Origin of the sequence: Citrobacter sp. CK199 (assembly GCF_030333285.1) — a bacterium.
Taxonomy (GTDB): domain Bacteria; phylum Pseudomonadota; class Gammaproteobacteria; order Enterobacterales; family Enterobacteriaceae; genus Citrobacter_B; species Citrobacter_B koseri.
Window position 1 is genome coordinate 470,289 of the sequence record NZ_JAOWGF010000029.1, and the last position, 23,261, is coordinate 493,549.

Below are 23,261 nucleotides of genomic sequence, written 5' to 3' on the forward strand. Positions count from 1 at the left end.
TGTCCTTAATGGGTCAGGGTTGCCTGGCTGACCGGGGTTTTTGGCGCCGGGGCGGCAGTCGGAAGATAGTGTTGTTCAGCGCTGACCGCCCACTGCCGGTAGCGCTGATAAAGCTGTTCGAAGCGTTGAGCCTGTTCCGGGCGCGGTTGCAGGGTGTTCTCTACGGCGCTGGCCATTTTTTGTTGTGCGGCAGGGATATCGACATGCGCTTTTGCGGCGACGGCGGCAAAAATGGCGGCGCCTAACGCGCAGCACTGGTCTGAGGCGACAATCTGTAGCGGACGGTTGAGCACGTCGCAGCAGGTCTGCATGATCACCTGATTCTTACGGGCGATGCCGCCCAGCGCCATCACGTTGTTGACGGCAATGCCCTGTTCGGTAAAGCATTCCTGAATGGCGCGTGCGCCGAAGGCAGTGGCGGCGATCAGGCCGCCAAACAGCGCTGGCGCATCGGTGGCGAGATTCAGATCGCTAATCACCCCTTTCAGACGCTGATTAGCGTTCGGCGTGCGGCGACCGTTAAACCAGTCGAGCACTACGGGCAGATGATCCAGCGATGGATTCTTCGCCCACGCCTCGGTCAGCGCCGGGAGTAGCTGCTTTTGGCTGATGGCGATTTGGTCTTTCAGTTCAGGATGCTGCGCCGCAAGCTGCTCCAGCGGCCAGCCGAGAATGCGGCCAAACCAGGCATAGATATCGCCGAATGCCGACTGTCCCGCTTCCAGGCCAATAAAATCAGGCACGACGCTGCCGTCTACCTGGCCGCAAATGCCTTTCACCGCGCGGTCGCCGACGCTCTGCTTGTCGGCAATCAGAATGTCGCAGGTCGATGTGCCGATCACTTTCACCAGCGCATTCGGCTGCGCGCCCGCGCCAACCGCGCCCATATGGCAGTCAAACGCGCCGCCAGAGATGACCACGCTTTCCGGCAGGCCGAGGCGTTGCGCCCACTCCGCGCACAGCGTGCCAACCGGCAGATCGGCAGTGAAGGTGTCGGTAAACAGCGGCCAGGCGAGGTGGCGGTTGATGATGGGATCGAGGTCATCGAAGAAACTGGCGGGCGGCAAACCGCCCCAGCTCTCATGCCACAGCGATTTATGTCCGGCGCTACAGCGACCACGGCGAATATCCTGCGGGCGCGTGGTGCCGGAGAGCAGGGCAGGCACCCAGTCGCACAGCTCAATCCAGGAGGCGGCGGCCTGCGCGACGGCGCTGTCCTGACGCGTAACGTGCAGAATTTTCGCCCAGAACCATTCGCTGGAGTAAATGCCGCCGATGTAGCGGGAATAATCGGTTTTGCCCGGCGTATGGCACAGGCGGGTGATGGCTTCCGCTTCTTCGACCGAGGTGTGATCTTTCCACAGGACGAACATCGCATTCGGGTTTTCGGCGAACTCAGGACGCAGCGCCAGTACGTGGCCGTCGGCATCAATAGGGGCGGGGGTGGAGCCGGTGCTGTCGACGCCGATGCCGACCACCTCGCCACGCTGTGACGCGCTCAGGGTCGCGAGGACGTTTTTCAACGCGGCTTCCATTGACTCTATGTAGTCGCGTGGATGATGGCGGAACTGGTTGTTCGGGGCGTCGCAATAGCGCCCTTCCTGCCAGCGGGGATACCACTCTACGCAGGTGGCGATCTCTTCCCCGGTGGCGCAATCCACCGCCAGAGCACGAACTGAATCACTGCCAAAATCGAGGCCAATTGCAATCGCCATCGTCTTACTCCATCGAAAAAAACAGGTATGGAGAAACAGTAGATAGCGGGGATAAAAATCGTCAGGCAGGATCCGCTAATCTTATGGATTAAAATGCTATGGCATTGCAAAGTGTGACGCTGTGCAAATATTCAATGTGGACATTTCTGCCGTAGTTATAGACACTTTTGTTACCCGTTTTTATCGCCTTCGCAATCGGCCTTTGTTACAAATCTCTTTTCGCAAGCGGGGTTGATGGTCCGTAACCGCAATGACGGCGGGGCGCAGAGGGGAAGGTGAAGATGTCTCACTCAATATGGACAATTGGTTTCTTCTCAGAACGCCGGGAGTATTGAATTTATGGCTGAAACGCAAAATGATCCCCTGCTGCCGGGCTATTCGTTTAATGCGCATCTGGTTGCCGGGCTGACGCCCATTGAGGCGAACGGCTATCTGGATTTTTTTATCGACCGCCCGCTGGGGATGAAGGGATATATCCTTAATCTTACGATTCGCGGGGAAGGGGTGATCAATAACCACGGCAAACAGTTTGTCTGCCGTCCGGGGGATATTTTGCTGTTTCCGCCTGGCGAGGTACACCACTACGGTCGCCATCCCAACGCGAGCGAATGGTATCACCAGTGGGTGTACTTCCGACCGCGCGCCTACTGGCAGGAGTGGCTCACCTGGCCGACGATTTTTGCGCAGACCGGTTTTTTCCGCCCTGACGAAGCGCACCAGCCGCGCTTTAATGAGCTTTTTGGTCAAATCATCAATGCCGGGCAGGGGGAAGGGCGCTACTCTGAACTGCTGGCGATTAACCTGCTGGAGCAGCTTCTGCTGCGACGTATGGAGGCGATCAATGAATCGTTGCATCCGCCGATGGACAGCCGGGTGCGCGACGCCTGTCAGTACATCAGCGATCATCTGGCGGACAGCCAGTTTGATATTGCCAGCGTGGCGCAGCACGTCTGCCTGTCGCCGTCCCGCCTGTCGCACCTGTTCCGCCAACAGTTAGGCATTAGCGTACTGAGCTGGCGCGAGGATCAGCGCATCAGCCAGGCGAAGCTGCTGCTCAGCACGACGCGGATGCCGATAGCCACCGTCGGGCGCAATGTCGGGTTTGACGATCAGCTTTATTTCTCTCGCGTCTTTAAAAAATGTACCGGGGCCAGCCCGAGCGAGTTCCGCGCTGGTTGTGAATAAAAAGTGAATGATGTGTCTGCAAAGATGTCATAACGCGTAATCTATTCAGACAATTGGCGACTTGACGAAGCGGGTGAGGGTTAGCAGAATCGCTGCTTCGTAAATCTGACGGACACATTATGCAAGCATTGCTGGAACACTTTATTCTCCAATCCGCTCTGTACTCGCTAATTGCGGTGGCGCTGGTGGCCTTTCTGGAGTCGCTGGCGTTGGTCGGTCTGATTCTGCCCGGTACGGTGATGATGGCGGGGCTGGGGGCGCTTATCGGCAGCGGTGAGCTGAATTTCTGGCATGCGTGGCTGGCGGGCATTATCGGTTGCCTGCTGGGGGACTGGATCTCCTTCTGGTTGGGCTGGCGCTTCAAAAAGCCGCTGCACCGCTGGTCTTTTATGAAAAAGAACAAAGCGCTGCTGGACAAAACCGAACACGCGCTGCATCAACACAGCATGTTCACTATTCTGGTCGGGCGTTTTGTTGGCCCGACGCGGCCGCTGGTGCCGATGGTGGCGGGGATGCTGGATCTGCCCGTCGCGAAATTTATCGTGCCGAATATTATTGGTTGCGTGCTGTGGCCGCCGTTCTATTTCTTGCCGGGGATTCTGGCGGGCGCTGCGATCGACATTCCGGCCGATATGCAGAGCGGCTATTTCAAATGGCTGTTGTTGGCAACGGCGCTGCTGCTGTGGCTGGCGGCCTGGCTGTGCTGGCGGTTATGGCGTAGCGGTAAGGCCGCCGCCGATCGCTTAACGCCGTTTTTACCGCGAGGCCGCTTGTTATGGCTGGCGCCGGTGATGCTCGGCGCGGGCATTGTCGCGCTGGTGATGCTGCTTCGTCATCCGCTGATGCCGGTGTATATCGATATTCTGCGTAAAGTCGTGGGTTACTGAGGAATCTTTTGCCGGATGGCGCTGACGCTTATCCGGCTTACAACGGATGCCTGTCCGTAGGCCCGGTAAGCGTAACGCCGCCGGGCATCCCATTACGCTTTAATGCCCAGCAATGCCGAGGCGCTGGCCTGACCGCTTAATAACTCATCCGTTTTGCCCTGCCATGCGATACGCCCGTCGGCCACGACAATCGAGCGTGACGCAATGCGCGCGGCATCCTCCACGCTATGTGACACCATCAGCAGGGTTAATTGCTGGTCGCGGCAGACGTCGCTGACCAGCGTCAGCATCTCCTGACGCAGGGCGGGATCGAGAGCGGAAAACGGCTCGTCGAGCAGCAATACCGGTTGTTCGCGCACCAGGCAGCGCGCAAGCGCCACGCGTTGACGTTGCCCGCCGGAAAGCTCGCCCGGCAGGCGCTCCAGCAGATTTTCGATCCCCATCTGGCGTGCAATATGATGCAGCTTCTCCCGCTGAGCCGCGTTCAGCTTTAGCCCAGGGTTTAACCCCAGCCCGATGTTCTGCCGCACGTTGAGGTGGCTGAACAGATTATTTTCCTGAAACAGCATGGAAACGGGACGGCGGGAGGGCGGGGTCGTGGTGTGATCCTGACCTTCAATCATTATTGTGCCGCTGGCCGGTGTCAGAAACCCGGCGATTAAATTCAGCAACGTACTTTTCCCGGCGCCGCTTGGCCCGAGAACCGCCACCTGTTCACCGCGCGCTACCGACAGTGTGAAGCGCATGGGCAAATGGTGATAAAGCCAGGTGATATCAGTCAGTTTTAACATTTCGCCCCGGTAATTTTTCGATAACGGTAAACAGCATAAAGCAGAGCATCAGCAGTAATAATGCGGTAACCGCGCCGTCCTGGCTGCGATAGGAGCCAATTTGCTGATACAGATAAAACGGCAGCGTGCGGAAATCGTCGTTGCCAAACAGCGCCACCACGCCAAAATCACCGATGGAGAGCACGCAGGCAAAGGCCAGCGCCTGCGCCAGAGGGCGTTTCAGGGCGCGCAGTTCCACCACCTTCAGCCGCGACCATCCCTCAATGCCCAATGACTGACACAGCATACTGTAACGTGCGGTCACGTCGCGCATGGGGTTTTCCAGCACTTTTAGCGCATAGGGAATCGCCATTAGCGCGTTGGTGAAAATCACAATACCGTCAGCCGACTCCGGTAGTCCAACGCTGTTGTTGAGCAGTAAAAAGAAGCCGGTCGCCAGCACGATGCCGGGCATAGCAAGGATCAACATCCCGCTCAGTTCCAGCGCCTGGCCTGCCAGTACCTGCTGGCGGGCGCGCAGTTCGCGGCTGCTCCATAAAAGCATCATCGTCAGGATGACGCACAGCACTCCCGCCGCCAGCGCAATGCGCAGAGAGGTCCACAGCGCCTGCCACAAAATGGGTTGCGCCAGCACGTCCAACAGGCTGCGATTGACGCCATCAATAATAACCGCCAGCAGCGGCGGGAGAAGCAACAGCAGCGCCAGGGCGATCAGCAGGCTGTCCGTCAGGCGGCTGTGGAGCCGATCGTCAGGGTCGCGCCAGCCTTGCACCAGCGTGACGCCGGGGGCAATGGCTTTACTCAGCCGCTGGCTCAGCAGCACCAGAGCCAGACAACATATCATCTGGATCAGCGCCAGCATGGCCGCACGGGCAGGATCGTAGTCGTAGCTCAGCGCCTGATAGATGGCCAGCTCGATAGTGGTAGCCTGCGGGCCGCCGCCAAGTGACAACACGGTGGCGAAACTGGCGAAACAGAGCATAAAAATCAGCGCCGCCACCGGCGGGATTTGACGACGCAGCCACGGCCATTCAACAAAGCGGAAGAAGTGCCAGCCGCGCATACCTAGCTGCGCGGCGAGCTGTCGCTGTTCGCCGGGAATGTTTTCCAGCGCCTGAAGCAGCAGGCGGCTTGCCATCGGCAGGTTAAAAAAGACGTGCGCCAGTAAAATCCCCTGCAAGCCGTAGGGCGAGAAATGCCACTCCAGCCCCAGCGTATGCCACAGCGAGGCCAGCCAGCCCTGACGACCGTAGACGCTGAGGATACCGAAAACGGCGACCAGCACCGGTAAAATCAGCGTCATGGCGCACAGGCGCAATAACGCCAGACGTCCGGGAAAACGGCGACGATAGAGCGCTCTGGCGAGGAAAATCGCCGGGATGACGGAGAGCAGCGCCGACAGGAACGCCTGCCAGAACGAGAAACGCACGACGTGCCACAGGTAGCTGTCCTGCCACAGCGACGACCATTCACCCTGCGGCGCGTTAAGCCATAGCGCCAGAAATGCCGCCAGAGCCACTGCCACCATCAGCGCGGCGGCAGAAAGCCCGGGTATCAGCCAGCCGGGAATTAGCGGCTGACGGCGCGTTGCCATTCGCTAATCCATGCCTGACGCTGGGATGCCACTTCCGCAGGCGTAAATTCCAGCGTGGTGGATGGCTTCGTCAGTTGTTCAAATCCTGCGGGTAGGGCGACGTCAGCGACCGGATACATCCAGTTGCCGGTGGGAATGGCGTTCTGGAATGCCGGTGAAACCATAAACTTGAGGAATTTTTCTGCCAGTTCCGGCTGTTTGCTGGCGGCAGTGCGCGCAGCCACTTCCACTTGCAGGTAATGACCTTCGCTGAAGCTGGCGGCGGCGTAGTTATCTTTCTTCTCTTCGATGATGTGATACGCCGGAGAGGTGGTGTAGCTCAGTACCAGATCGCTTTCGCCTTTCAGGAACAGGCCGTAGGATTCGCTCCAGCCTTTGGTGACGGTGACCGTTTTGGCCGCCAGTTTTTGCCAGGCTTCCGGCGCGTTATCGCCGTAGACTTTCTGCATCCACAGCAGCAGACCCAGCCCCGGTGTACTGGTACGCGGGTCCTGATAAATCACGCGCCATTTCCGATCGCTCTCTACCAGTTCTTTCAGGCTTTTCGGTGGGTTTTTCAGTTTGTTTTTGTCATAGATGAAGGCGAAGTAGCCATAATCAAACGGCACGAATGTGTCGTTATGCCAGCCGCCTGGCACGTTAACCGCATCAGGCGCAATGCCGCTTTTCGCGAACAGGCGGGTTTGCGTGGCGGCTTCCAGCAGGTTGTTGTCCAGGCCAAGCACCACGTCGGCTTTGCTGTTTTTCCCTTCCATTCGCAGGCGGTTGAGCAGCGACACGCCATCTTCCAGCGCCACCAGCTTCAGTTCGCAATCACAGTCAGCTTCAAAGGCTTTTTTGATTGTCGGGCCAGGCCCCCAGTCGGCAGCGAAGGAGTCATAGGTATAGACGGTCAGAACAGGTTTGGCGAAGGCAGGCGCTGCGCACAGGAGTAGCAAGGGAAGACATTTTTTTAACACTTTGCACCTCATAAAGTGGGTGGCAAAGGACTTGAGAAGCAGTCTCAAATCCCTTCGCCGGCGTTATCCGGATCAGGTTCGACGGGTATTTTCTCAGCCCATACACTTCACGAATGGTTTTGCGTATGTTTATCAGCACCCCGTTGAGGACGGCGTTAGTGTAGTGATTTTGTTGCTAAGCGGCAATCATGGGTCGGGTGGCGCAAACCATGCCGATTTAAAGTCAAACCAGCCGAGGGTGTTCATACGTAGCCCGCGCATACTGCGCTGCCCCTGGATGATCAGCCAGTGGTGGATCAGCGGGACGATCGCTTTACTGGCGAGCAATTGCTGGCACCACACTGCCAGGTTCATCTCGCCGTTTCGCCACTGCGCGGCGTCGCCCTCCCAGTCCAGCGGGATGCAATGCTGCAACAGCGGGACTTCGCACAGGTGCGCAAACAGGGAAAAATCGAGCGGTAGCGTAAAGTTGGCGCTGTTGAGCCAGATGTCGCTTGTGACCTCCCCCGCATGCCATTGATCGTAGTCGATCTCATGGATATCCAGATGGACCTGATGTTCAGCCAGCAGTTGGCTCATGATCTGCGCGATCACCCGATGTTCGATGTGGTCGTGGTAGTAGGTCAGCGTGATTGTCTCCAGCCCGGCGGGTTTTTCGCCGTGTCCCGGGCGGGCATGGTGCCAGCGGGGCAGTAATCCGTAAGCCGGGAACCAGTGGCGCTGGTATTGCTCGTCGGCATAGAAGAGCAAATTGCTGGGGGAGAGCACGCGGCTTATCCACTCTCTGACTTCCTGATTCGCGCCGCGATTCGTCCGGGCGTCGAACAGCATATAGTAGCAGCCCTCTTCCAGCCGGCTTTCGATGGCTTTTTCATCTTCGGTCGGCCCTTTTAACGTCAGACCGCCGTTCGGCTCGTCGCCAATGTCCGGCAATACCCAGACGTTCACTTCATCAATCAGCGCCCGATAGCCGAAGAAATCATCAAAGGCGTGGATTTTTAACTGGTTGCGCGTATTACGCATCACCGCGTAAGGGCCGGTGCCGATCGGATGGCTGGAGAAGTTATTCAGCGTTTCCCACTCCCGCGGCAGGATCATCGCCGGAACCTGACCCAGCAGCCACGGCAGCCAGCGATCCGGCTGCGACAGGTGAATATCCAGCGTCCAGGCGGTGGGGGAGACTATCTCGGTAATGTGCGAGTAGAGCGGCAGGGCGTTGATGCGCGTCAGTGAGGCAATGACATCCTCCATCTCCAGCTCACGTCCGTGATGGAAGTGAATCCCCGGACGAAGAAAAAAACGCCACTGCAAAGGGGAAATCTGTTGCCAGTGGTGGGCAATATCGGCTTCCAGTTCCCCATTTTCCTCATTTACGCGCGTCAGTGCGCTGAAAATTTGCCGGGCGATATGGGTTTCTGAACGACGCAATGCGGTGCCAGGCAGCAGGTTGTGCATTGGACGATAGTAGAGCACGCGCAGAATATGCCGCCCCTGGCGAAAGCTGCGCCCCAGGTGGGACACCAGCATTTGCCGCACGGCGGTTTTGTCGCCCACCAGCTGTACCAGCTGGTCGATGCGATCTTGCTCCAGCAGGTCTTCCGCCCGCTGCTGCTGTAGCGCCAGCCCGGTATAGAGGAAGGTCAGACGGGAGCGTTTCCCGCGTCCGACCTCCGCCTCCCACGTCAACCAGCCACGTTCCTGCATGGTATTTAGCAGCGTACGCATATGGCGGCGGGAGCAGCTCAGCAGGTCCGCCAGCTCGTTGAGCGTGGTGTCTTGCGTTTTGCCGTCGCAGCATTGCCACAGACGGATGAACTGTTGTTGCAGACGACCTGAAGACATAAAAGGGGAACTCCTGCGCAAAACTCAGCAATTTTACTATCCCCATATTAGGTCAATAATGAATTCCGATGAAGCAATATGGAGAGGTCTTCGATGCGTCAGTTTTATTTGAAGTACTTTACCGCGACAGAAGGGTTGTCCTGGTTGGCTTGTCCGAGCGCGCCGCAGCGCTTAAAGATGCTTGAAGAACTGATGCAGTGGGAGGTGACTGCCTGACCTCGGATTTCCGAATTGCAGACATCATGTGTGACTGAGTATTGGTGTTTATCGCCGCGCCAGCAGATAATTCCTGCTGGCTTTTTTCGTTTCGGCTGCGTTTAGCCATAAAAAGGGAAAGTATGCTCTGGTTAATGACGATGGGACGGCGCCTCAACGGTGTTTATGCCGCTTTTATGCTGGTTGCCTTTATGATGGGCGTGGCGGGAGCGTTGCAGGCACCGACGCTGAGCCTGTTTTTAAGTCGTGAAGTGGGTGCGCAGCCGTTCTGGGTCGGCCTTTTTTACACGGTCAACGCGATTGCCGGGATTCTGGTCAGCCTTGCATTAGCAAAACGCTCGGACAGTAAAGGCGATCGCCGTAAGCTGATTATGTTCTGCTGCCTGATGGCGATTGGCAACGCGCTACTGTTCGCCTTCAATCGCCATTATCTCACCCTGATCACCTGCGGCGTGTTATTCGCGTCGCTGGCCAATACCGCCATGCCGCAGCTATTTGCGTTGGCGCGGGAATATGCCGATAACTCCGCGCGTGAAGTGGTGATGTTCAGCTCGGTAATGCGTGCGCAGCTTTCACTGGCATGGGTGATTGGCCCGCCGCTGGCTTTTATGCTGGCGCTGAACTATGGCTTCACGGCGATGTTTTCCATTGCCGCCGGCATATTCGCCATCAGCCTGGCGTTGATTGCTTTTATTCTGCCCTCGGTGGCGCGCGTTGAGCAGCCTGCCGATGTTCCGGTCACGGAAGCGGGCGGCTGGCAGGATAAAAACGTCCGTATGCTGTTTATCGCCTCCACGCTGATGTGGACCTGCAACACCATGTACATCATTGATATGCCGCTATGGATAAGCCTTGAGCTGGGTTTACCGGATAAACTGGCCGGAATATTGATGGGAACCGCAGCAGGTCTGGAGATCCCGGCGATGATTCTGGCTGGCTACTCGGTGAAGCGCTTCGGTAAGCGGCGGATGATGGTTATCGCCGTGGCTGCGGGGGTACTGTTTTATCTCGGCCTGATTTTCTTTCACAGCCAGACGGCGTTGCTTATCCTGCAACTGTTTAACGCGGTGTTTATCGGCATTGTGGCGGGGATTGGTATGCTGTGGTTTCAGGATTTAATGCCTGGCCGCGCCGGTTCAGCCACCACGCTGTTTACCAACAGTATCTCCACGGGAGTGATTCTGGCGGGGGTGATTCAGGGCGCGGTCGCGCAAAGCTACGGGCATTTCGCTGTTTACTGGGTGATAGCGGCGATTTCGCTGGTGGCGCTGGTGATGACCGGGCGGGTGAAGGATGTGTAAAAAATGCCGGATGACGGCTTCGCCTTATCTGGCCTACACAGAGTGGCAGGCCGGATAAACGAAGTGCTATCCGGCAGGTATGCTGAGAATCAGCGCATAAACGACGGTTGTTTCTCTTCGTATGCCGCAATTGCGCTTTCGTGTTGCAACGTCAGGCCGATGCTGTCCAGACCGTTCAACATGCAGTGGCGGCGGAAGTCGTCGATTTTAAAGCTGTAGGACTTATCGCCCGCTTTTACTACCTGCGCTTCCAGATCCACTTCAAATTTAATCCCCGGATTGGCTTTCACCAGGGCGAACAGTTCATCGACCTCTTCATCGCTCAGTTTCACCGGCAGCAGCTGGTTGTTAAAGCTGTTGCCATAGAAGATATCCGCGAAGCTCGGCGCGATGACCACTTTAAAGCCGTAATCAGTCAGCGCCCACGGCGCGTGCTCGCGCGATGAACCGCAGCCGAAGTTTTCCCGCGCCAGCAGAATCGATGCGCCTTTATATTCCGGGAAGTTCAGCACGAACTCCGGGTTCGGTTGCTGACCTTTTTCATCCAGAAAACGCCAGTCATTGAACAGATGCGCGCCAAAACCGGTGCGGGTGACTTTCTGTAAAAACTGTTTCGGTATAATCGCGTCGGTATCGACGTTAGCAGCATCCAGCGGGACGACCAGGCCGGTGTGTTGGGTAAATTTCTCTGCCATGGTGTGCTCCTTATTTGATGCTGCGAATATCGGCGAAATGACCGGTGACGGCGGCAGCGGCAGCCATCGCCGGGCTAACCAGATGCGTGCGTCCGCCGCGCCCCTGACGACCTTCAAAGTTACGGTTGCTGGTGGAGGCGCAGCGCTCGCCCGGATTCAGTCGGTCGTTGTTCATCGCCAGGCACATAGAACAGCCTGGTAAACGCCATTCAAAACCGGCTTCGATAAAGATCTTATCCAGACCTTCCGCCTCTGCCTGCGCTTTTACCGGGCCGGAGCCGGGAACCACCAGAGCCTGAACGCCCGGTGCAACTTTACGCCCTTTGGCGATTTCCGCCGCCGCGCGTAAATCTTCAATACGCGAGTTGGTGCAGGAACCGATAAACACTTTGTCGATCGCCACGTCGGTTAACGGAATGCCCGGTTTCAGCCCCATATAGGCCAGCGCTTTTTCGGCGCTTGCGCGCTCGACAGGATCGGCAAACGAGGCCGGATCGGGGATATTGTCGTTGACGGAGATAACCTGACCCGGGTTGGTTCCCCAGGTAACCTGCGGCGCAATGTCTTCCGCTTGCAGGGTCACGACGGTATCGAACGTTGCGCCGTCGTCGGTTTTCAGGGTTTTCCAGTATGCGACGGCATCGTCAAAATCGCTGCCTTTCGGGGCGTGCAGACGCCCTTTTACGTAGTTGAAGGTGGTGTCATCCGGCGCGACCAGACCGGCTTTGGCACCCATCTCGATCGCCATGTTGCACAGGGTCATACGACCTTCCATGCTCAGATTGCGAATTGCTTCGCCGCAGAACTCGACCACATGGCCCGTACCGCCCGCGCTGCCGGTTTTACCGATAATCGCCAGCACGATATCTTTCGCCGTAATGCCCGGCGCAGCCGTGCCTTTCACCTCAATCTTCATGGTTTTTGCGCGGCCCTGTTTCAGGGTCTGCGTCGCCAGAACGTGTTCAACTTCGGAGGTGCCGATGCCAAATGCCAGCGCGCCGAATGCGCCGTGCGTGGCGGTATGGGAATCGCCGCAAACAATGGTCATCCCCGGTAAGGTCACGCCCTGTTCCGGCCCCATTACGTGGACGATCCCCTGATACGGGTGGTTCAGGTCATACAGCTCCACGCCGAACGCTTTGCAGTTTTTGATCAACTCCTGCATCTGAATCCGCGCCATCTCGCCAGAGGCGTTGATGTCTTTGGTTTGCGTAGAGACGTTATGATCCATCGTCGCGAAGGTTTTACCGGGCTGGCGAACCGGGCGGCCGTGGGCGCGCAGGCCGTCAAACGCCTGCGGGGAGGTCACTTCATGCACCAGATGCCTGTCGATGTACAGCAGCGGGGTTTCGTTCTGCGCCTCATAAACCACATGCGCATCGAACAATTTTTCATACAACGTTTTAGCCATGATTACACCCCTTCGGCGACATAACGGGCAATGATGTCGCCCATCTCATCAGTACTGACAGCGGCAGCGCCACGGGCTAAATCACCGGTGCGAATACCTTCTTCTAATGCGCGGTTAATGGCGCTTTCAATGGCCGTTGCCGCATCGTCAGCATCCAGGCTGTAACGCAGCAGCAACGCCAGCGACAGGATCTGCGCGATCGGGTTGGCGATGTTTTTCCCGGCGATATCCGGCGCAGAACCGCCCGCAGGTTCATACAAGCCGAAACCCTGCTCGTTCAGGCTGGCGGAAGGCAACATCCCCATTGAGCCGGTGATCATCGCGCATTCGTCAGACAGAATGTCGCCAAACAGGTTGGAGCACAGCAGCACGTCAAACTGAGAGGGATCTTTAATCAACTGCATCGTGGCATTGTCGATGTACATGTGCGCCAGTTCGACATCCGGGTACGCTTTGGCGACCTCATTGACGATCTCGCGCCACAGAATAGACGTTTGCAGGACGTTGGCTTTGTCGATCGACGTAACCTTACGGCGACGTTTACGCGCCGATTCGAAGGCGATGCGCGCAATACGTTCGATTTCAAAACGGTGATACACCTCGGTATCGAAGGCTTTTTCATGTTGCCCGCTACCTTCGCGGCCTTTCGGCTGACCAAAATAGATCCCGCCGGTTAATTCACGCACGCACAGGATGTCGAAACCGTTGGCCGCGATGTCGGCGCGCAGCGGGCAGTAGGCTTCCAGCCCCTGGTACAGCTTTGCCGGACGCAGGTTGCTGAACAATTTGAAGTGTTTACGCAGCGGCAGCAATGCACCGCGTTCCGGTTGGCTGTCCGGCGGCAGATTTTCCCATTTCGGGCCGCCGACGGAGCCAAACAGAATGGCATCCGCTTGTTCACAGCCTTCAACGGTCGCCTTCGGCAGCGGTTGACCGTGGTTGTCGATAGCGGCGCCGCCGACATCATAATGGCTGGTGGTAATGCGCATGGCAAAACGACTGCGAACGGCTTCCAGGACTTTCAGGGCTTGCGCCATCACTTCCGGGCCAATACCGTCACCCGGCAAAACAGCAATATGGTAATTCTTCGACATCACACGGTTTCCTTATTGTTCTCTTTATTCTGAGCTTTGCGTTGCAATTCTTTTTCGACTTCGGCGGCGCGCCAGATGTTGTTCAGGACATGCACCATCGCTTTCGCGGAGGATTCGACGATATCGGTCGCCAGACCGACCCCGTGGAAGCGACGGCCGTTATAGTTGGCGACGATATCCACCTGGCCCAGCGCATCTTTGCCGTGGCCTTTCGCCGACAGGCTGTATTTCACCAGTTCAATGTTGTAATCGGTGATGCGGTTGATGGCCTGGTAAATGGCATCGACCGGGCCGTTGCCGTTCGCGGCTTCCGCTTTGATGTCGTCGCCGCAGGCCAGTTTGACGGAGGCCGTGGCGATATCGTTAGAGCCGGACTGCACGCTGAAATAGTCCAGACGGAAATGCTCTGGCTCTTCCTGTTGTTTATTGATGAAGGCCAGCGCCTCCAGGTCGTAATCGAATACCTGACCTTTTTTATCCGCCAGCTTCAGGAAAGCGTCGTACAGGTTATCCAGATTGTATTCACTCTCTTTATAGCCCATCTCGTCCATACGGTGTTTTACGGCAGCACGCCCGGAGCGAGAGGTCAGGTTCAACTGGATCTGGTTCAGGCCGATAGACTCTGGCGTCATGATTTCGTAGTTTTCACGGTTTTTCAGCACGCCGTCCTGGTGAATGCCGGAGGAGTGGGCGAACGCGCCGCTGCCGACAATAGCTTTGTTCGCCGGGATCGGCATATTGCAGATCTGACTGACCAACTGGCTGGTGCGCCAGATCTCCTGGTGATTGATGCGGGTATGCACATTCAGAATGTCCTGGCGTACCTTGATCGCCATGATGACTTCTTCCAGCGAGCAGTTACCGGCACGTTCGCCGATACCGTTCATGGCGCCTTCAACCTGACGCGCGCCCGCGTGGACGGCCGCCAGTGCATTGCCGACGCCCAGACCTAAATCATCATGGGTATGTACGGAGATGATGGCCTTGTCGATATTCGGTACGCGCTCATACAGCCCGGAAATAATACCGCCGAACTCGAAGGGCATGGTGTAGCCCACGGTATCGGGAATGTTGATTGTTTTCGCGCCCGCATTGATCGCCGCTTCCACGACGCGAGCGAGATCGTCAATCGGGGTACGACCTGCGTCTTCGCATGAGAACTCCACGTCATCAGTGTAATTACGCGCACGCTTAACCATATAGACAGCACGCTCAATCACTTCATCCAGCGTGCTGCGCAGCTTGGTGGCGATATGCATCGGCGAGGTGGCGATAAAGGTATGGATGCGAAAAGCGTCCGCGACCTTCAGTGATTCTGCCGCGACGTCAATGTCTTTTTCCACGCAGCGGGCTAACGCGCAAACGCGGCTGTTTTTGACCTGGCGGGCGATAGTCTGTACCGACTCAAAATCGCCAGGTGAAGAGACGGGAAAACCCACTTCCATCACATCGACGCCCATACGTTCAAGGGCCAGGGCAATTTGCAGCTTTTCTTTCACACTCAGGCTAGCCTGTAACGCCTGTTCACCGTCGCGTAAAGTGGTATCGAAAATAATGACTTGCTGGCTCATGGTTTAGGTCCTTGTCTCTTTAGGGCGCCTTGCTTCGAGCATAAAAAAACCCGCGCAACGGCGCGGGTTTTTACTTACTGATGCTGACTTAATGCTGAATGTCGCTCACCAGTCTACCGCGCAACGAAGATGCGTTTAGTAGTAGTAGACCGTTAAAGCGAGCGATACGAATCATTAAATCAACTCCAGATGAATGCGATATGCTTTTAGTGGTACTGGATACGCTGCGCGATGTCAACCCTGTTGCAGATAAACCCTCCCATGCAGAGGGGATCTTGCGTTCTGTACTTTAGCTAATTGTGCTGAACTTTCAGGCGAATGCAAAATAAATCGACAGGAGGTGCGTACATACTTTTCACTGTTTGACATATTTGAGCATGTTTATTTGCAACTACAGCAAGCTGAAAGGGGAGTAAAGGTATTGCAAAGGTCGTACTTATCTTTTTGATTTTATTTATTTTTATATCTTTCGTGAATAAATTAATGAAACCGTTGCACACGTTATTGATAAATTATTGTTAAGAGTAAAAGCACAACTAATATAAACAATTAATTAAAACTTAATTTATTATTCACCAAAAGCATGATTGTGTATTCGCCACGCTTATGTTTATATTGCTTTTGTAATTTAAACATTATGAATCATCGTGCTGTGGCCTCTGCCGTATTATACTGGCATGGGCTTTCGCCTTTTCCTGAACGATGCCTTTATGTTTTCCTAATTTTTATGTTTTCTCTTTTTCTTATTTTATATGCATGATAAATCATATTTCCTGAGATTATTTCTGCATTTCGTCAAGAAAAAGGGAGTTTAGTGTGACAGTGGAGTTAACTATGCCAGAGATAGAAATAGATAAACCGCATCCGATAGAAATGGTTAAGCCTCAGCTTCGTATGGTTGATCTGAATTTACTGACCGTCTTTGACGCCGTGATGCAAGAGCAGAATATCACGCGGGCGGCCCACTCCCTGGGGATGTCGCAGCCCGCAGTCAGTAATGCGGTGGCGCGTCTGAAAGTCATGTTTAATGACGAGCTGTTTGTCCGGTACGGACGCGGTATCCAGCCAACGGCGCGCGCTTATCAGCTATTTGGTTCCGTTCGCCAGGCGTTACAGTTGGTGCAAAATGAGTTGCCCGGTTCAGGTTTTGAACCCGCCAGCAGCGAGCGTGTATTCCATCTTTGCGTGTGCAGCCCGCTGGATAATATTCTGACGTCGCTTATTTATAATCGCGTTGAAAAGATTGCGCCGAATATTCATGTCGTTTTTAAATCATCGTTAAATCAAAATACGGAACATCAGCTGCGTTATCAGGAAACGGAATTTGTTATTGGGTATGAAGAGTTTCGCCGTCCTGAGTTTACCAGCGTATCGTTATTTAAAGATGAAATGGTGCTGGTCGCCAGCAGAAAACATCCGCGTATCAGCGGTCCGTTGCTGGAGAGCGATGTTTATAATGAACAACATGCGGTCGTTTCACTCGATCGTTATGCCTCATTTAGCCAGCCGTGGTATGACACGCCAGACAGACAAAGCTGCATCGCTTATCAGGGAATGGCGTTGATCAGCGTGCTTAATGTTGTCTCTCAAACGCAACTGGTGGCAGTTGCGCCGCGTTGGTTAGCCGATGAATTTGCCGAGTCATTAGCGTTACAGATATTACCGTTGCCTTTAAAACTGAATAGCCGGACCTGTTATCTTTCCTGGCATGATGCCGCGGGTCGGGATAAGGGTCATCAATGGATGGAAGAGTTATTGGTTTCTGTCTGTCAAAAGTGAATACGGGCGGAATAAATCAGAGTGAAATATCTGGTTTATTCTGCTTTTTCGTCTGTGTGTGAAATTTTATACTGAATTGTGCATCCAGGCGCTTTACGCATATCGCAAAAAATGGCGATATTGCTGTAAGTCCCCATTTTTAAGCGATTATTTATCATCACATCTGCTTATCCTGGTGTAATTCGCCGTTTCTTCTGCGCTTTCATCTCATTTATTCTTATTTATCTTCGAACGACGACATCAGCCTGAATTGCCTGCGTCATGGTGAGCAGTTAATGTGTTAGCAAAAGGTAAATCATCATAATAGTGGAGCAAGCCATGGAGATGTTGTCTGGAGCCGAGATGGTCGTCCGATCGCTCATCGATCAGGGCGTGAAGCAGGTATTCGGTTATCCCGGGGGCGCGGTCCTCGATATTTATGATGCGCTGCACACGGTCGGTGGTATTGATCATGTGCTTGTCCGTCATGAACAAGCGGCTGTGCATATGGCGGATGGCCTGGCGCGGGCAACAGGTGAAGTCGGGGTCGTTCTGGTCACTTCCGGGCCAGGCGCCACGAATGCGATCACCGGTATTGCCACGGCCTATATGGACTCCATTCCTCTGGTCATCCTTTCCGGGCAAGTGGCGACGTCGTTGATTGGCTATGACGCCTTTCAGGAATGCGACATGGTGGGGATCTCACGTCCGGTGGTGAAACACAGCTTCCTCGTTAAACAGACGGAAGACATCCCGCAGGTGCTGAAAAAAGCGTTCTGGCTGGCGGCAAGCGGGCGTCCTGGACCCGTGGTCGTGGATCTCCCGAAAGATATTTTGAATCCGGCGAAAAAGTTGCCCTACGTCTGGCCGGAGTCGGTCAGTATGCGCTCTTATAACCCGACCACGACAGGGCATAAAGGGCAGATTAAGCGCGCGCTGCAAACGCTGGCGGCGGCAAAAAAACCGGTGGTCTACGTCGGCGGCGGTGCAGTGAATGCGGGTTGTCATGAACAACTGCGGCAAACCATTGAAGCGCTCAACCTGCCGGTCGTCTCGTCGCTGATGGGGCTGGGCGCATTCCCGGCCACGCATCGTCAGTCGTTAGGGATGCTGGGGATGCACGGCACCTATGAAGCCAACATGACCATGCATCATTCCGATGTGATTTTTGCCGTCGGGGTGCGTTTTGACGATCGCACGACCAATAATCTGGCGAAATACTGCCCGAATGCGACCGTGCTGCATATCGATATCGATCCGACGTCTATCTCTAAAACCGTGACGGCGGATATTCCCATTGTGGGCGATGCGCGCCTGGTTCTGGAGCAAATGCTGGAATTACTGCCGCAGGAAGTCGCACAGCAGCCGCTGGATGATATTCGCGACTGGTGGCAACACATTGAACGCTGGCGCGCCCGTCAGTGCCTGAAATATGACACCCAAAGCGAGAGCATTAAACCGCAGGCGGTGATCGAGGCTATCTGGCGTCTGACGAAAGGCGATGCGTATGTCACTTCTGATGTCGGTCAGCACCAGATGTTCGCCGCGCTCTACTACCCCTTTGATAAGCCGCGTCGCTGGATTAACTCCGGCGGTCTCGGCACGATGGGCTTTGGCCTGCCAGCGGCCCTGGGCGTGAAGATGGCGCTGCCGGATGAAACGGTGGTGTGCGTCACGGGAGATGGCAGCATTCAGATGAACATCCAGGAGCTGTCGACGGCGCTGCAATATGAACTGCCGGTACTGGTGCTCAACCTGAATAACCGCTATCTCGGCATGGTCAAACAGTGGCAGGACATGATCTACTCCGGGCGCCACTCCCAGTCTTACATGCAGTCGCTGCCCGATTTTGTACGCCTTGCTGAGGCTTATGGGCATATCGGTATCCAGATTAATCATCCAGATGAACTGGAGAGCAAGCTGGGCGAAGCGCTGGAACATGTGCGTAACCATCGTCTGGTGTTTGTCGATGTCACCGTCGATGGCAGTGAGCATGTCTACCCGATGCAGATTCGTGGGGGCGGGATGGATGAAATGTGGTTAAGCAAAACGGAGAGGACCTGATTATGCGCCGGATATTATCAGTATTGCTGGAAAACGAGTCGGGTGCATTGTCGCGTGTGATTGGCCTCTTCGCCCAGCGTGGATACAACATTGAAAGCCTTACCGTCGCGCCGACCGACGATCCGACGTTATCGCGTATGACCATCCAGACGGTTGGCGATGAGAAAGTCCTGGAACAGATCGAAAAGCAACTGCACAAGCTGGTGGATGTTCTGCGCGTAAGCGAACTTGGGCAGGGCGCGCACGTTGAGCGAGAAATCATGCTGGTGAAGATTCAGGCCAGCGGATACGGAAGGGAAGAGGTGAAGCGCAACACGGAGATTTTCCGTGGGCAGATTATTGATGTCACGCCTTCTATTTATACCGTCCAGCTGGCAGGCACCAGCGATAAGCTGGACGCGTTTCTGGCGACGCTGCGTGAAGTGGCGAAAATTGTTGAAGTTGCCCGTTCCGGCGTCGTCGGGCTTTCGCGCGGCGACAAGATCATGCGTTAGTCATTGTGTTGTATTTCAATTGTAGGCCTGATAAGCGAAGCGCCATCAGGCAATTATACCCAGCCGGATGGCGCTAATGCTTATCCGGCCTACAGGTGACGTCTCGACCTCCGCCGACGCTACCCGTTGGCTTTTTTTTGCGAAATCAGTGGTAACCCGGAATAAAAGCGGTTGCCGCAGTCACTATTCTGCGCTTAGATGTTAAGAAATTTAACCCATGCCGTCACAATGGTTATGGTTTGTACATTTTACGCAAGGGGCAATTGTGAAACTGGATGAAATCGCTCGGCTGGCCGGTGTATCGCGAACGACTGCAAGCTACGTTATTAACGGAAAAGCAAAGCAATACCGCGTGAGCGACAAGACCGTCGAGAAAGTCATGGCGGTGGTGCGTGAGCATAATTACCACCCGAATGCTGTGGCCGCCGGGCTGCGTGCTGGACGCACACGTTCTATCGGACTGGTCATTCCCGATCTGGAGAACACGAGTTATACCCGTATCGCAAACTACCTGGAGCGCCAGGCGCGCCAGCGCGGTTATCAACTGCTGATTGCCTGCTCAGAAGATCAGCCGGATAACGAAATGCGGTGTATCGAACATCTTCTACAACGCCAGGTGGATGCGATCATTGTATCAACCTCGTTACCGCCGGAGCATCCGTTCTACCAGCGCTGGGCCAATGGTTCATTCCCCATCGTGGCGCTGGATCGCGCGCTGGATCGCGAACATTTCACCAGCGTTGTCGGGGCGGATCAGGATGATGCGGAAATGCTGGCGGCAGAGTTACGTAAATTCCCGGCGGAAACGGTGCTTTACCTGGGCGCGTTGCCGGAGCTGTCCGTCAGTTTCCTGCGCGAGCAGGGGTTCCGTACCGCATGGAAAGACGATCCGCGCGAAGTACACTATCTGTACGCCAACAGCTACGAGCGGGAAGCGGCGGCGCACCTGTTCGAAAAATGGCTGGAAACTCACCCGATGCCGCAGGCGCTGTTTACCACGTCGTTTGCGCTCTTGCAGGGCGTGATGGATGTGACGTTACGTCGTGACGGGAAGCTGCCTTCCAACCTGGCGATCGCCACCTTTGGCGATAATGAACTGCTCGACTTCTTGCAGTGTCCGGTTCTGGCGGTCGCACAGCGTCATCGTGATGTTGCTGAACGCGTCCTGGAGATCGTCCTGGCCAGCCTGGATGAGCCGCGTAAACCGAAGCCAGGTTTAACGCGAATCAAACGTAATTTGTACCGCCGCGGTATTCTTAGCCGCAGTTAGTCCATTTCTGTATGCCGGATAAGGCGGTTATGCCGCCATCCGGCAAATCGCCCGGCGCGTTGTCGCTGACCGGGCAAATATTCACCTGCCAACAATACTCACACCATAATTAAGATTATTCCTTAGAATTATCCGACTTATCTTTCAAATATGCTGATTTTAAACCTGTCGATACCGACTTCAGGTTTATTGAGACGTCGTATTGAACCCGTTTTGTATTATTTTGTTACATGCGGGCGACGAATTGCCGAATTAACAAACACTTTTTTTCGATGTGGCCTTCACGTCGCGGCTGGCTTGTCGGTGCGGGGCGTAGAGAGCGATAAACAGGTACTGTTATCTCGCTGCATATTGTCCTAAAATGCCGCTCGCGTCGCAAACTGACACTTTATATTTTTATCAGATGATATTGAGTCGTTTTAAACGGTGATGAGTTTTTGGATCTTTTTTCTTACAAATATTCATGACGTTAATTTGCTTCGCTCGTTGGACGGAATTTAATCAACGCTGATATTAGCCGTATACATTGGGTTTTTTACTCCGGTAAGCGTCCTGACTTGCTTGACAAGCTTTTCCTCCGCTCCGTAAACTCCTTTAAGTGGGAATTTGTGGGGCAAAGTGGTAATAAGGGGTGAGGCTGGCATGTTCCGGGGAGCAACGTTAGTCAATCTCGACAGTAAGGGGCGCTTATCTGTGCCCACCCGTTACCGGGATCAACTGATCGAGAACGCTACCGGTCAAATGGTTTGTACCATTGACATCCATCACCCGTGCCTGCTGCTTTACCCCCTGCCTGAATGGGAAATTATCGAGCAAAAATTATCGCGTCTGTCGAGCATGAACCCGGTTGAGCGCCGCGTGCAGCGTTTACTGTTGGGGCATGCCAGCGAATGTCAGATGGATAGCGCGGGTCGCTTATTGATCGCGCCAATTCTGCGGCAACATGCCGGGCTGACGAAAGAAGTGATGCTGGTTGGACAGTTCAATAAGTTTGAACTGTGGGATGAAACGACCTGGTATCAACAGGTCAAGGAAGATATCGACGCTGAGCAGTCAGTAACCGAAACCTTGTCGGAACGACTGCAGGACTTGTCTCTATAATGATGATGGAAAATTTTAAACACACTACGGTGCTGTTGGACGAGGCCGTAAACGGTCTGAACATTCGCCCTGACGGCATCTACATTGATGGGACATTTGGTCGCGGCGGCCACTCACGTCTGATCCTCTCCCGGCTTGGCGAAGAGGGACGTTTGCTGGCGATCGATCGCGATCCGCAGGCTATTGCCGAAGCCCAGGCCATCAATGATCCTCGCTTCTCCATCATTCATGGACCTTTCTCTGCGCTTGCTGATTATGTAAGTGAGCGCGAACTTATCGGCAAGATCGACGGGATTCTCCTTGATCTTGGCGTCTCTTCACCGCAACTCGATGATGCCGAACGTGGTTTTTCTTTTATGCGCGATGGCCCGCTGGATATGCGTATGGACCCAACGCGCGGTCAGTCTGCCGCAGAATGGCTGCAAACCGCGGAAGAAGCCGATATTGCTTGGGTGCTGAAAACCTTTGGCGAAGAGCGTTTTGCGAAACGTATTGCCCGCGCCATTGTGGAGCGCAACCGCGAACAGCCCATGACCCGCACCAAAGAACTGGCGGAAGTGGTCGCAGCGGCGACGCCGGTGAAGGACAAATTCAAACATCCCGCGACCCGTACCTTCCAGGCGGTGCGCATTTGGGTGAACAGTGAACTGGAGGAGATAGAGCAGGCGCTAAAAAGCTCGCTCAGCGTGCTGGCCCCGGGTGGGCGGCTTTCCATTATCAGTTTCCACTCGCTGGAAGATCGTATTGTGAAGCGCTTTATGCGTGAGCAAAGCCGCGGTCCACAGGTTCCAGCAGGGTTGCCGATGACGGAAGAGCAGCTCAAAAAACTGGGCGGTCGTGAGCTAAGAGCATTAGGCAAGTTGATGCCGGGCGAAGAAGAAGTGGCGGAAAATCCACGCGCCCGTAGTTCAGTTCTGCGTATTGCAGAGAGGACGAACGCATGATCAGCAGAGTGACAGAAGCCCTGAGCAAAGTGAAGGGATCGACGGGAATCACCAATCGCCATGCTTTGCCTGGCGTGATCGGTGACGATCTTTTGCGATTTGGGAAGCTGCCACTCTGCCTGTTCATTTGCATTATTTTAACGGCGGTCACCGTCGTGACAACGGCGCACCATACGCGCCTGTTAACCGCGCAGCGCGAGCAACTGGTGCTGGAGCGTGATGCGCTGGATATCGAATGGCGCAACCTGATTCTTGAAGAAAACGCGCTCGGCGATCATAGCCGGGTAGAACGGATCGCAACGGAAAAGTTGCAGATGCAGCATGTCGATCCCTCACAAGAAAATATCGTAGTGCAAAAATAAGGATAAA

The 23,261-nt window shown here is 55.1% G+C and carries 21 protein-coding genes and 1 riboswitch; of the genes, 11 read left to right on the top strand and 10 right to left on the bottom strand.

From position 1 onward, the window contains the following. Positions 1-5 precede the first annotated feature (5 nt). A complete protein-coding gene (gene araB / locus OGX75_RS20525) occupies positions 6-1,715 on the bottom strand; it encodes a ribulokinase (RefSeq protein WP_112001191.1) in 1,710 nt (569 codons plus the stop codon). Positions 1,716-2,054: 339 nt separating this feature from the next. On the opposite strand from araB, the gene araC reads away from it, so the two are divergent. Further along, entirely contained in the window at positions 2,055-2,900 is an 846-nt protein-coding gene (gene araC / locus OGX75_RS20530; RefSeq protein WP_012134104.1) for an arabinose operon transcriptional regulator AraC, read from the top strand. A 119-nt stretch (positions 2,901-3,019) separates the two neighbouring features. Beyond that, complete coding sequence (locus OGX75_RS20535) at positions 3,020-3,787, top strand: DedA family protein (RefSeq protein ID WP_012134103.1); 768 nt, start codon at positions 3,020-3,022, stop codon at positions 3,785-3,787. Positions 3,788-3,879: 92 nt separating this feature from the next. Here the strand turns inward: OGX75_RS20535 and thiQ are convergent, their stop codons facing one another. The 4 genes from thiQ to sgrR form a co-directional block, all read right to left on the bottom strand. Then, a complete protein-coding gene (gene thiQ, locus OGX75_RS20540) occupies positions 3,880-4,578 on the bottom strand; it encodes a thiamine ABC transporter ATP-binding protein ThiQ (RefSeq protein ID WP_012134102.1) in 699 nt (232 codons plus the stop codon). Further along, a complete protein-coding gene (thiP, locus tag OGX75_RS20545; RefSeq protein ID WP_110494682.1) occupies positions 4,562-6,172 on the bottom strand; it encodes a thiamine/thiamine pyrophosphate ABC transporter permease ThiP in 1,611 nt (536 codons plus the stop codon). Before thiP ends, thiQ begins: the two co-directional genes overlap by 17 nt. Next, on the bottom strand, positions 6,148-7,131 hold the full coding sequence (gene thiB / locus OGX75_RS20550; protein WP_047458953.1) for a thiamine ABC transporter substrate binding subunit: 984 nt from the start codon (positions 7,129-7,131) through the stop codon (positions 6,148-6,150). Before thiB ends, thiP begins: the two co-directional genes overlap by 25 nt. Positions 7,132-7,162: 31 nt before the next feature. After that, positions 7,163-7,284, bottom strand: a riboswitch (TPP riboswitch). A 33-nt stretch (positions 7,285-7,317) separates the two neighbouring features. Beyond that, entirely contained in the window at positions 7,318-8,973 is a 1,656-nt protein-coding gene (sgrR, locus tag OGX75_RS20555; RefSeq protein ID WP_012134099.1) for an HTH-type transcriptional regulator SgrR, read from the bottom strand. A gap of 93 nt (positions 8,974-9,066) precedes the next feature. On the opposite strand from sgrR, the gene sgrT reads away from it, so the two are divergent. Beyond that, positions 9,067-9,189, top strand: coding sequence for a glucose uptake inhibitor SgrT (gene sgrT, locus OGX75_RS20560; protein ID WP_024130713.1), 123 nt, complete (start codon positions 9,067-9,069; stop codon positions 9,187-9,189). Between the two features lie 122 nt (positions 9,190-9,311). Then, entirely contained in the window at positions 9,312-10,490 is a 1,179-nt protein-coding gene (locus OGX75_RS20565) for a sugar efflux transporter (protein WP_012134096.1), read from the top strand. 89 nt (positions 10,491-10,579) lie between these two features. On the opposite strand, the gene leuD is transcribed toward OGX75_RS20565, so the two are convergent. The 5 genes from leuD to leuL form a co-directional block, all read right to left on the bottom strand. Then, positions 10,580-11,185 (bottom strand): 3-isopropylmalate dehydratase small subunit, encoded by a 606-nt coding sequence (leuD, locus tag OGX75_RS20570; protein WP_049008518.1) that lies wholly within the window; start codon positions 11,183-11,185, stop codon positions 10,580-10,582. Positions 11,186-11,195: 10 nt separating this feature from the next. Continuing rightward, the gene (leuC, locus tag OGX75_RS20575; protein ID WP_012134093.1) at positions 11,196-12,596 is read right to left on the bottom strand and encodes a 3-isopropylmalate dehydratase large subunit; all 1,401 of its coding nucleotides are present in this window, start codon (positions 12,594-12,596) and stop codon (positions 11,196-11,198) included. Positions 12,597-12,598: 2 nt separating this feature from the next. Then, positions 12,599-13,690, bottom strand: a complete 1,092-nt coding sequence (gene leuB, locus OGX75_RS20580; RefSeq protein ID WP_286451550.1) for a 3-isopropylmalate dehydrogenase — start codon at positions 13,688-13,690, stop codon at positions 12,599-12,601. Then, positions 13,690-15,261, bottom strand: a complete 1,572-nt coding sequence (leuA, locus tag OGX75_RS20585; RefSeq protein WP_114847960.1) for a 2-isopropylmalate synthase — start codon at positions 15,259-15,261, stop codon at positions 13,690-13,692. The genes leuB and leuA overlap by 1 nt, the downstream gene beginning before the upstream one ends. Before the next feature lie 88 nt (positions 15,262-15,349). After that, complete coding sequence (leuL, locus tag OGX75_RS20590) at positions 15,350-15,436, bottom strand: leu operon leader peptide (protein ID WP_047458945.1); 87 nt, start codon at positions 15,434-15,436, stop codon at positions 15,350-15,352. A 659-nt stretch (positions 15,437-16,095) separates the two neighbouring features. Between leuL and leuO the strand changes: the two genes are divergently transcribed. The 7 genes from leuO to ftsL all read left to right on the top strand — a co-directional run bounded on the left by leuO (position 16,096) and on the right by ftsL (position 23,254). Beyond that, a complete protein-coding gene (gene leuO / locus OGX75_RS20595) occupies positions 16,096-17,040 on the top strand; it encodes a transcriptional regulator LeuO (protein WP_012134089.1) in 945 nt (314 codons plus the stop codon). Between the two features lie 318 nt (positions 17,041-17,358). After that, entirely contained in the window at positions 17,359-19,083 is a 1,725-nt protein-coding gene (gene ilvI, locus OGX75_RS20600) for an acetolactate synthase 3 large subunit (protein ID WP_012134088.1), read from the top strand. Positions 19,084-19,085: 2 nt separating this feature from the next. Next, positions 19,086-19,577: an acetolactate synthase small subunit gene (gene ilvN / locus OGX75_RS20605; RefSeq protein ID WP_003829566.1), complete on the top strand. Its 492-nt coding sequence runs from the start codon at positions 19,086-19,088 to the stop codon at positions 19,575-19,577. 265 nt (positions 19,578-19,842) lie between these two features. Then, positions 19,843-20,847 (top strand): catabolite repressor/activator, encoded by a 1,005-nt coding sequence (gene cra / locus OGX75_RS20610; RefSeq protein WP_286451551.1) that lies wholly within the window; start codon positions 19,843-19,845, stop codon positions 20,845-20,847. Between the two features lie 642 nt (positions 20,848-21,489). Continuing rightward, the gene (gene mraZ / locus OGX75_RS20615) at positions 21,490-21,948 is read left to right on the top strand and encodes a division/cell wall cluster transcriptional repressor MraZ (RefSeq protein ID WP_012134081.1); all 459 of its coding nucleotides are present in this window, start codon (positions 21,490-21,492) and stop codon (positions 21,946-21,948) included. 2 nt (positions 21,949-21,950) lie between these two features. Then, positions 21,951-22,892 carry a 16S rRNA (cytosine(1402)-N(4))-methyltransferase RsmH gene (rsmH, locus tag OGX75_RS20620; RefSeq protein WP_024130711.1) on the top strand — a complete coding sequence of 314 codons (942 nt, stop codon included), beginning with the start codon at positions 21,951-21,953 and terminating at the stop codon, positions 22,890-22,892. Continuing rightward, the gene (ftsL, locus tag OGX75_RS20625) at positions 22,889-23,254 is read left to right on the top strand and encodes a cell division protein FtsL (RefSeq protein WP_012134079.1); all 366 of its coding nucleotides are present in this window, start codon (positions 22,889-22,891) and stop codon (positions 23,252-23,254) included. Before rsmH ends, ftsL begins: the two co-directional genes overlap by 4 nt. The last annotated feature ends 7 nt before the right edge of the window (positions 23,255-23,261 follow it).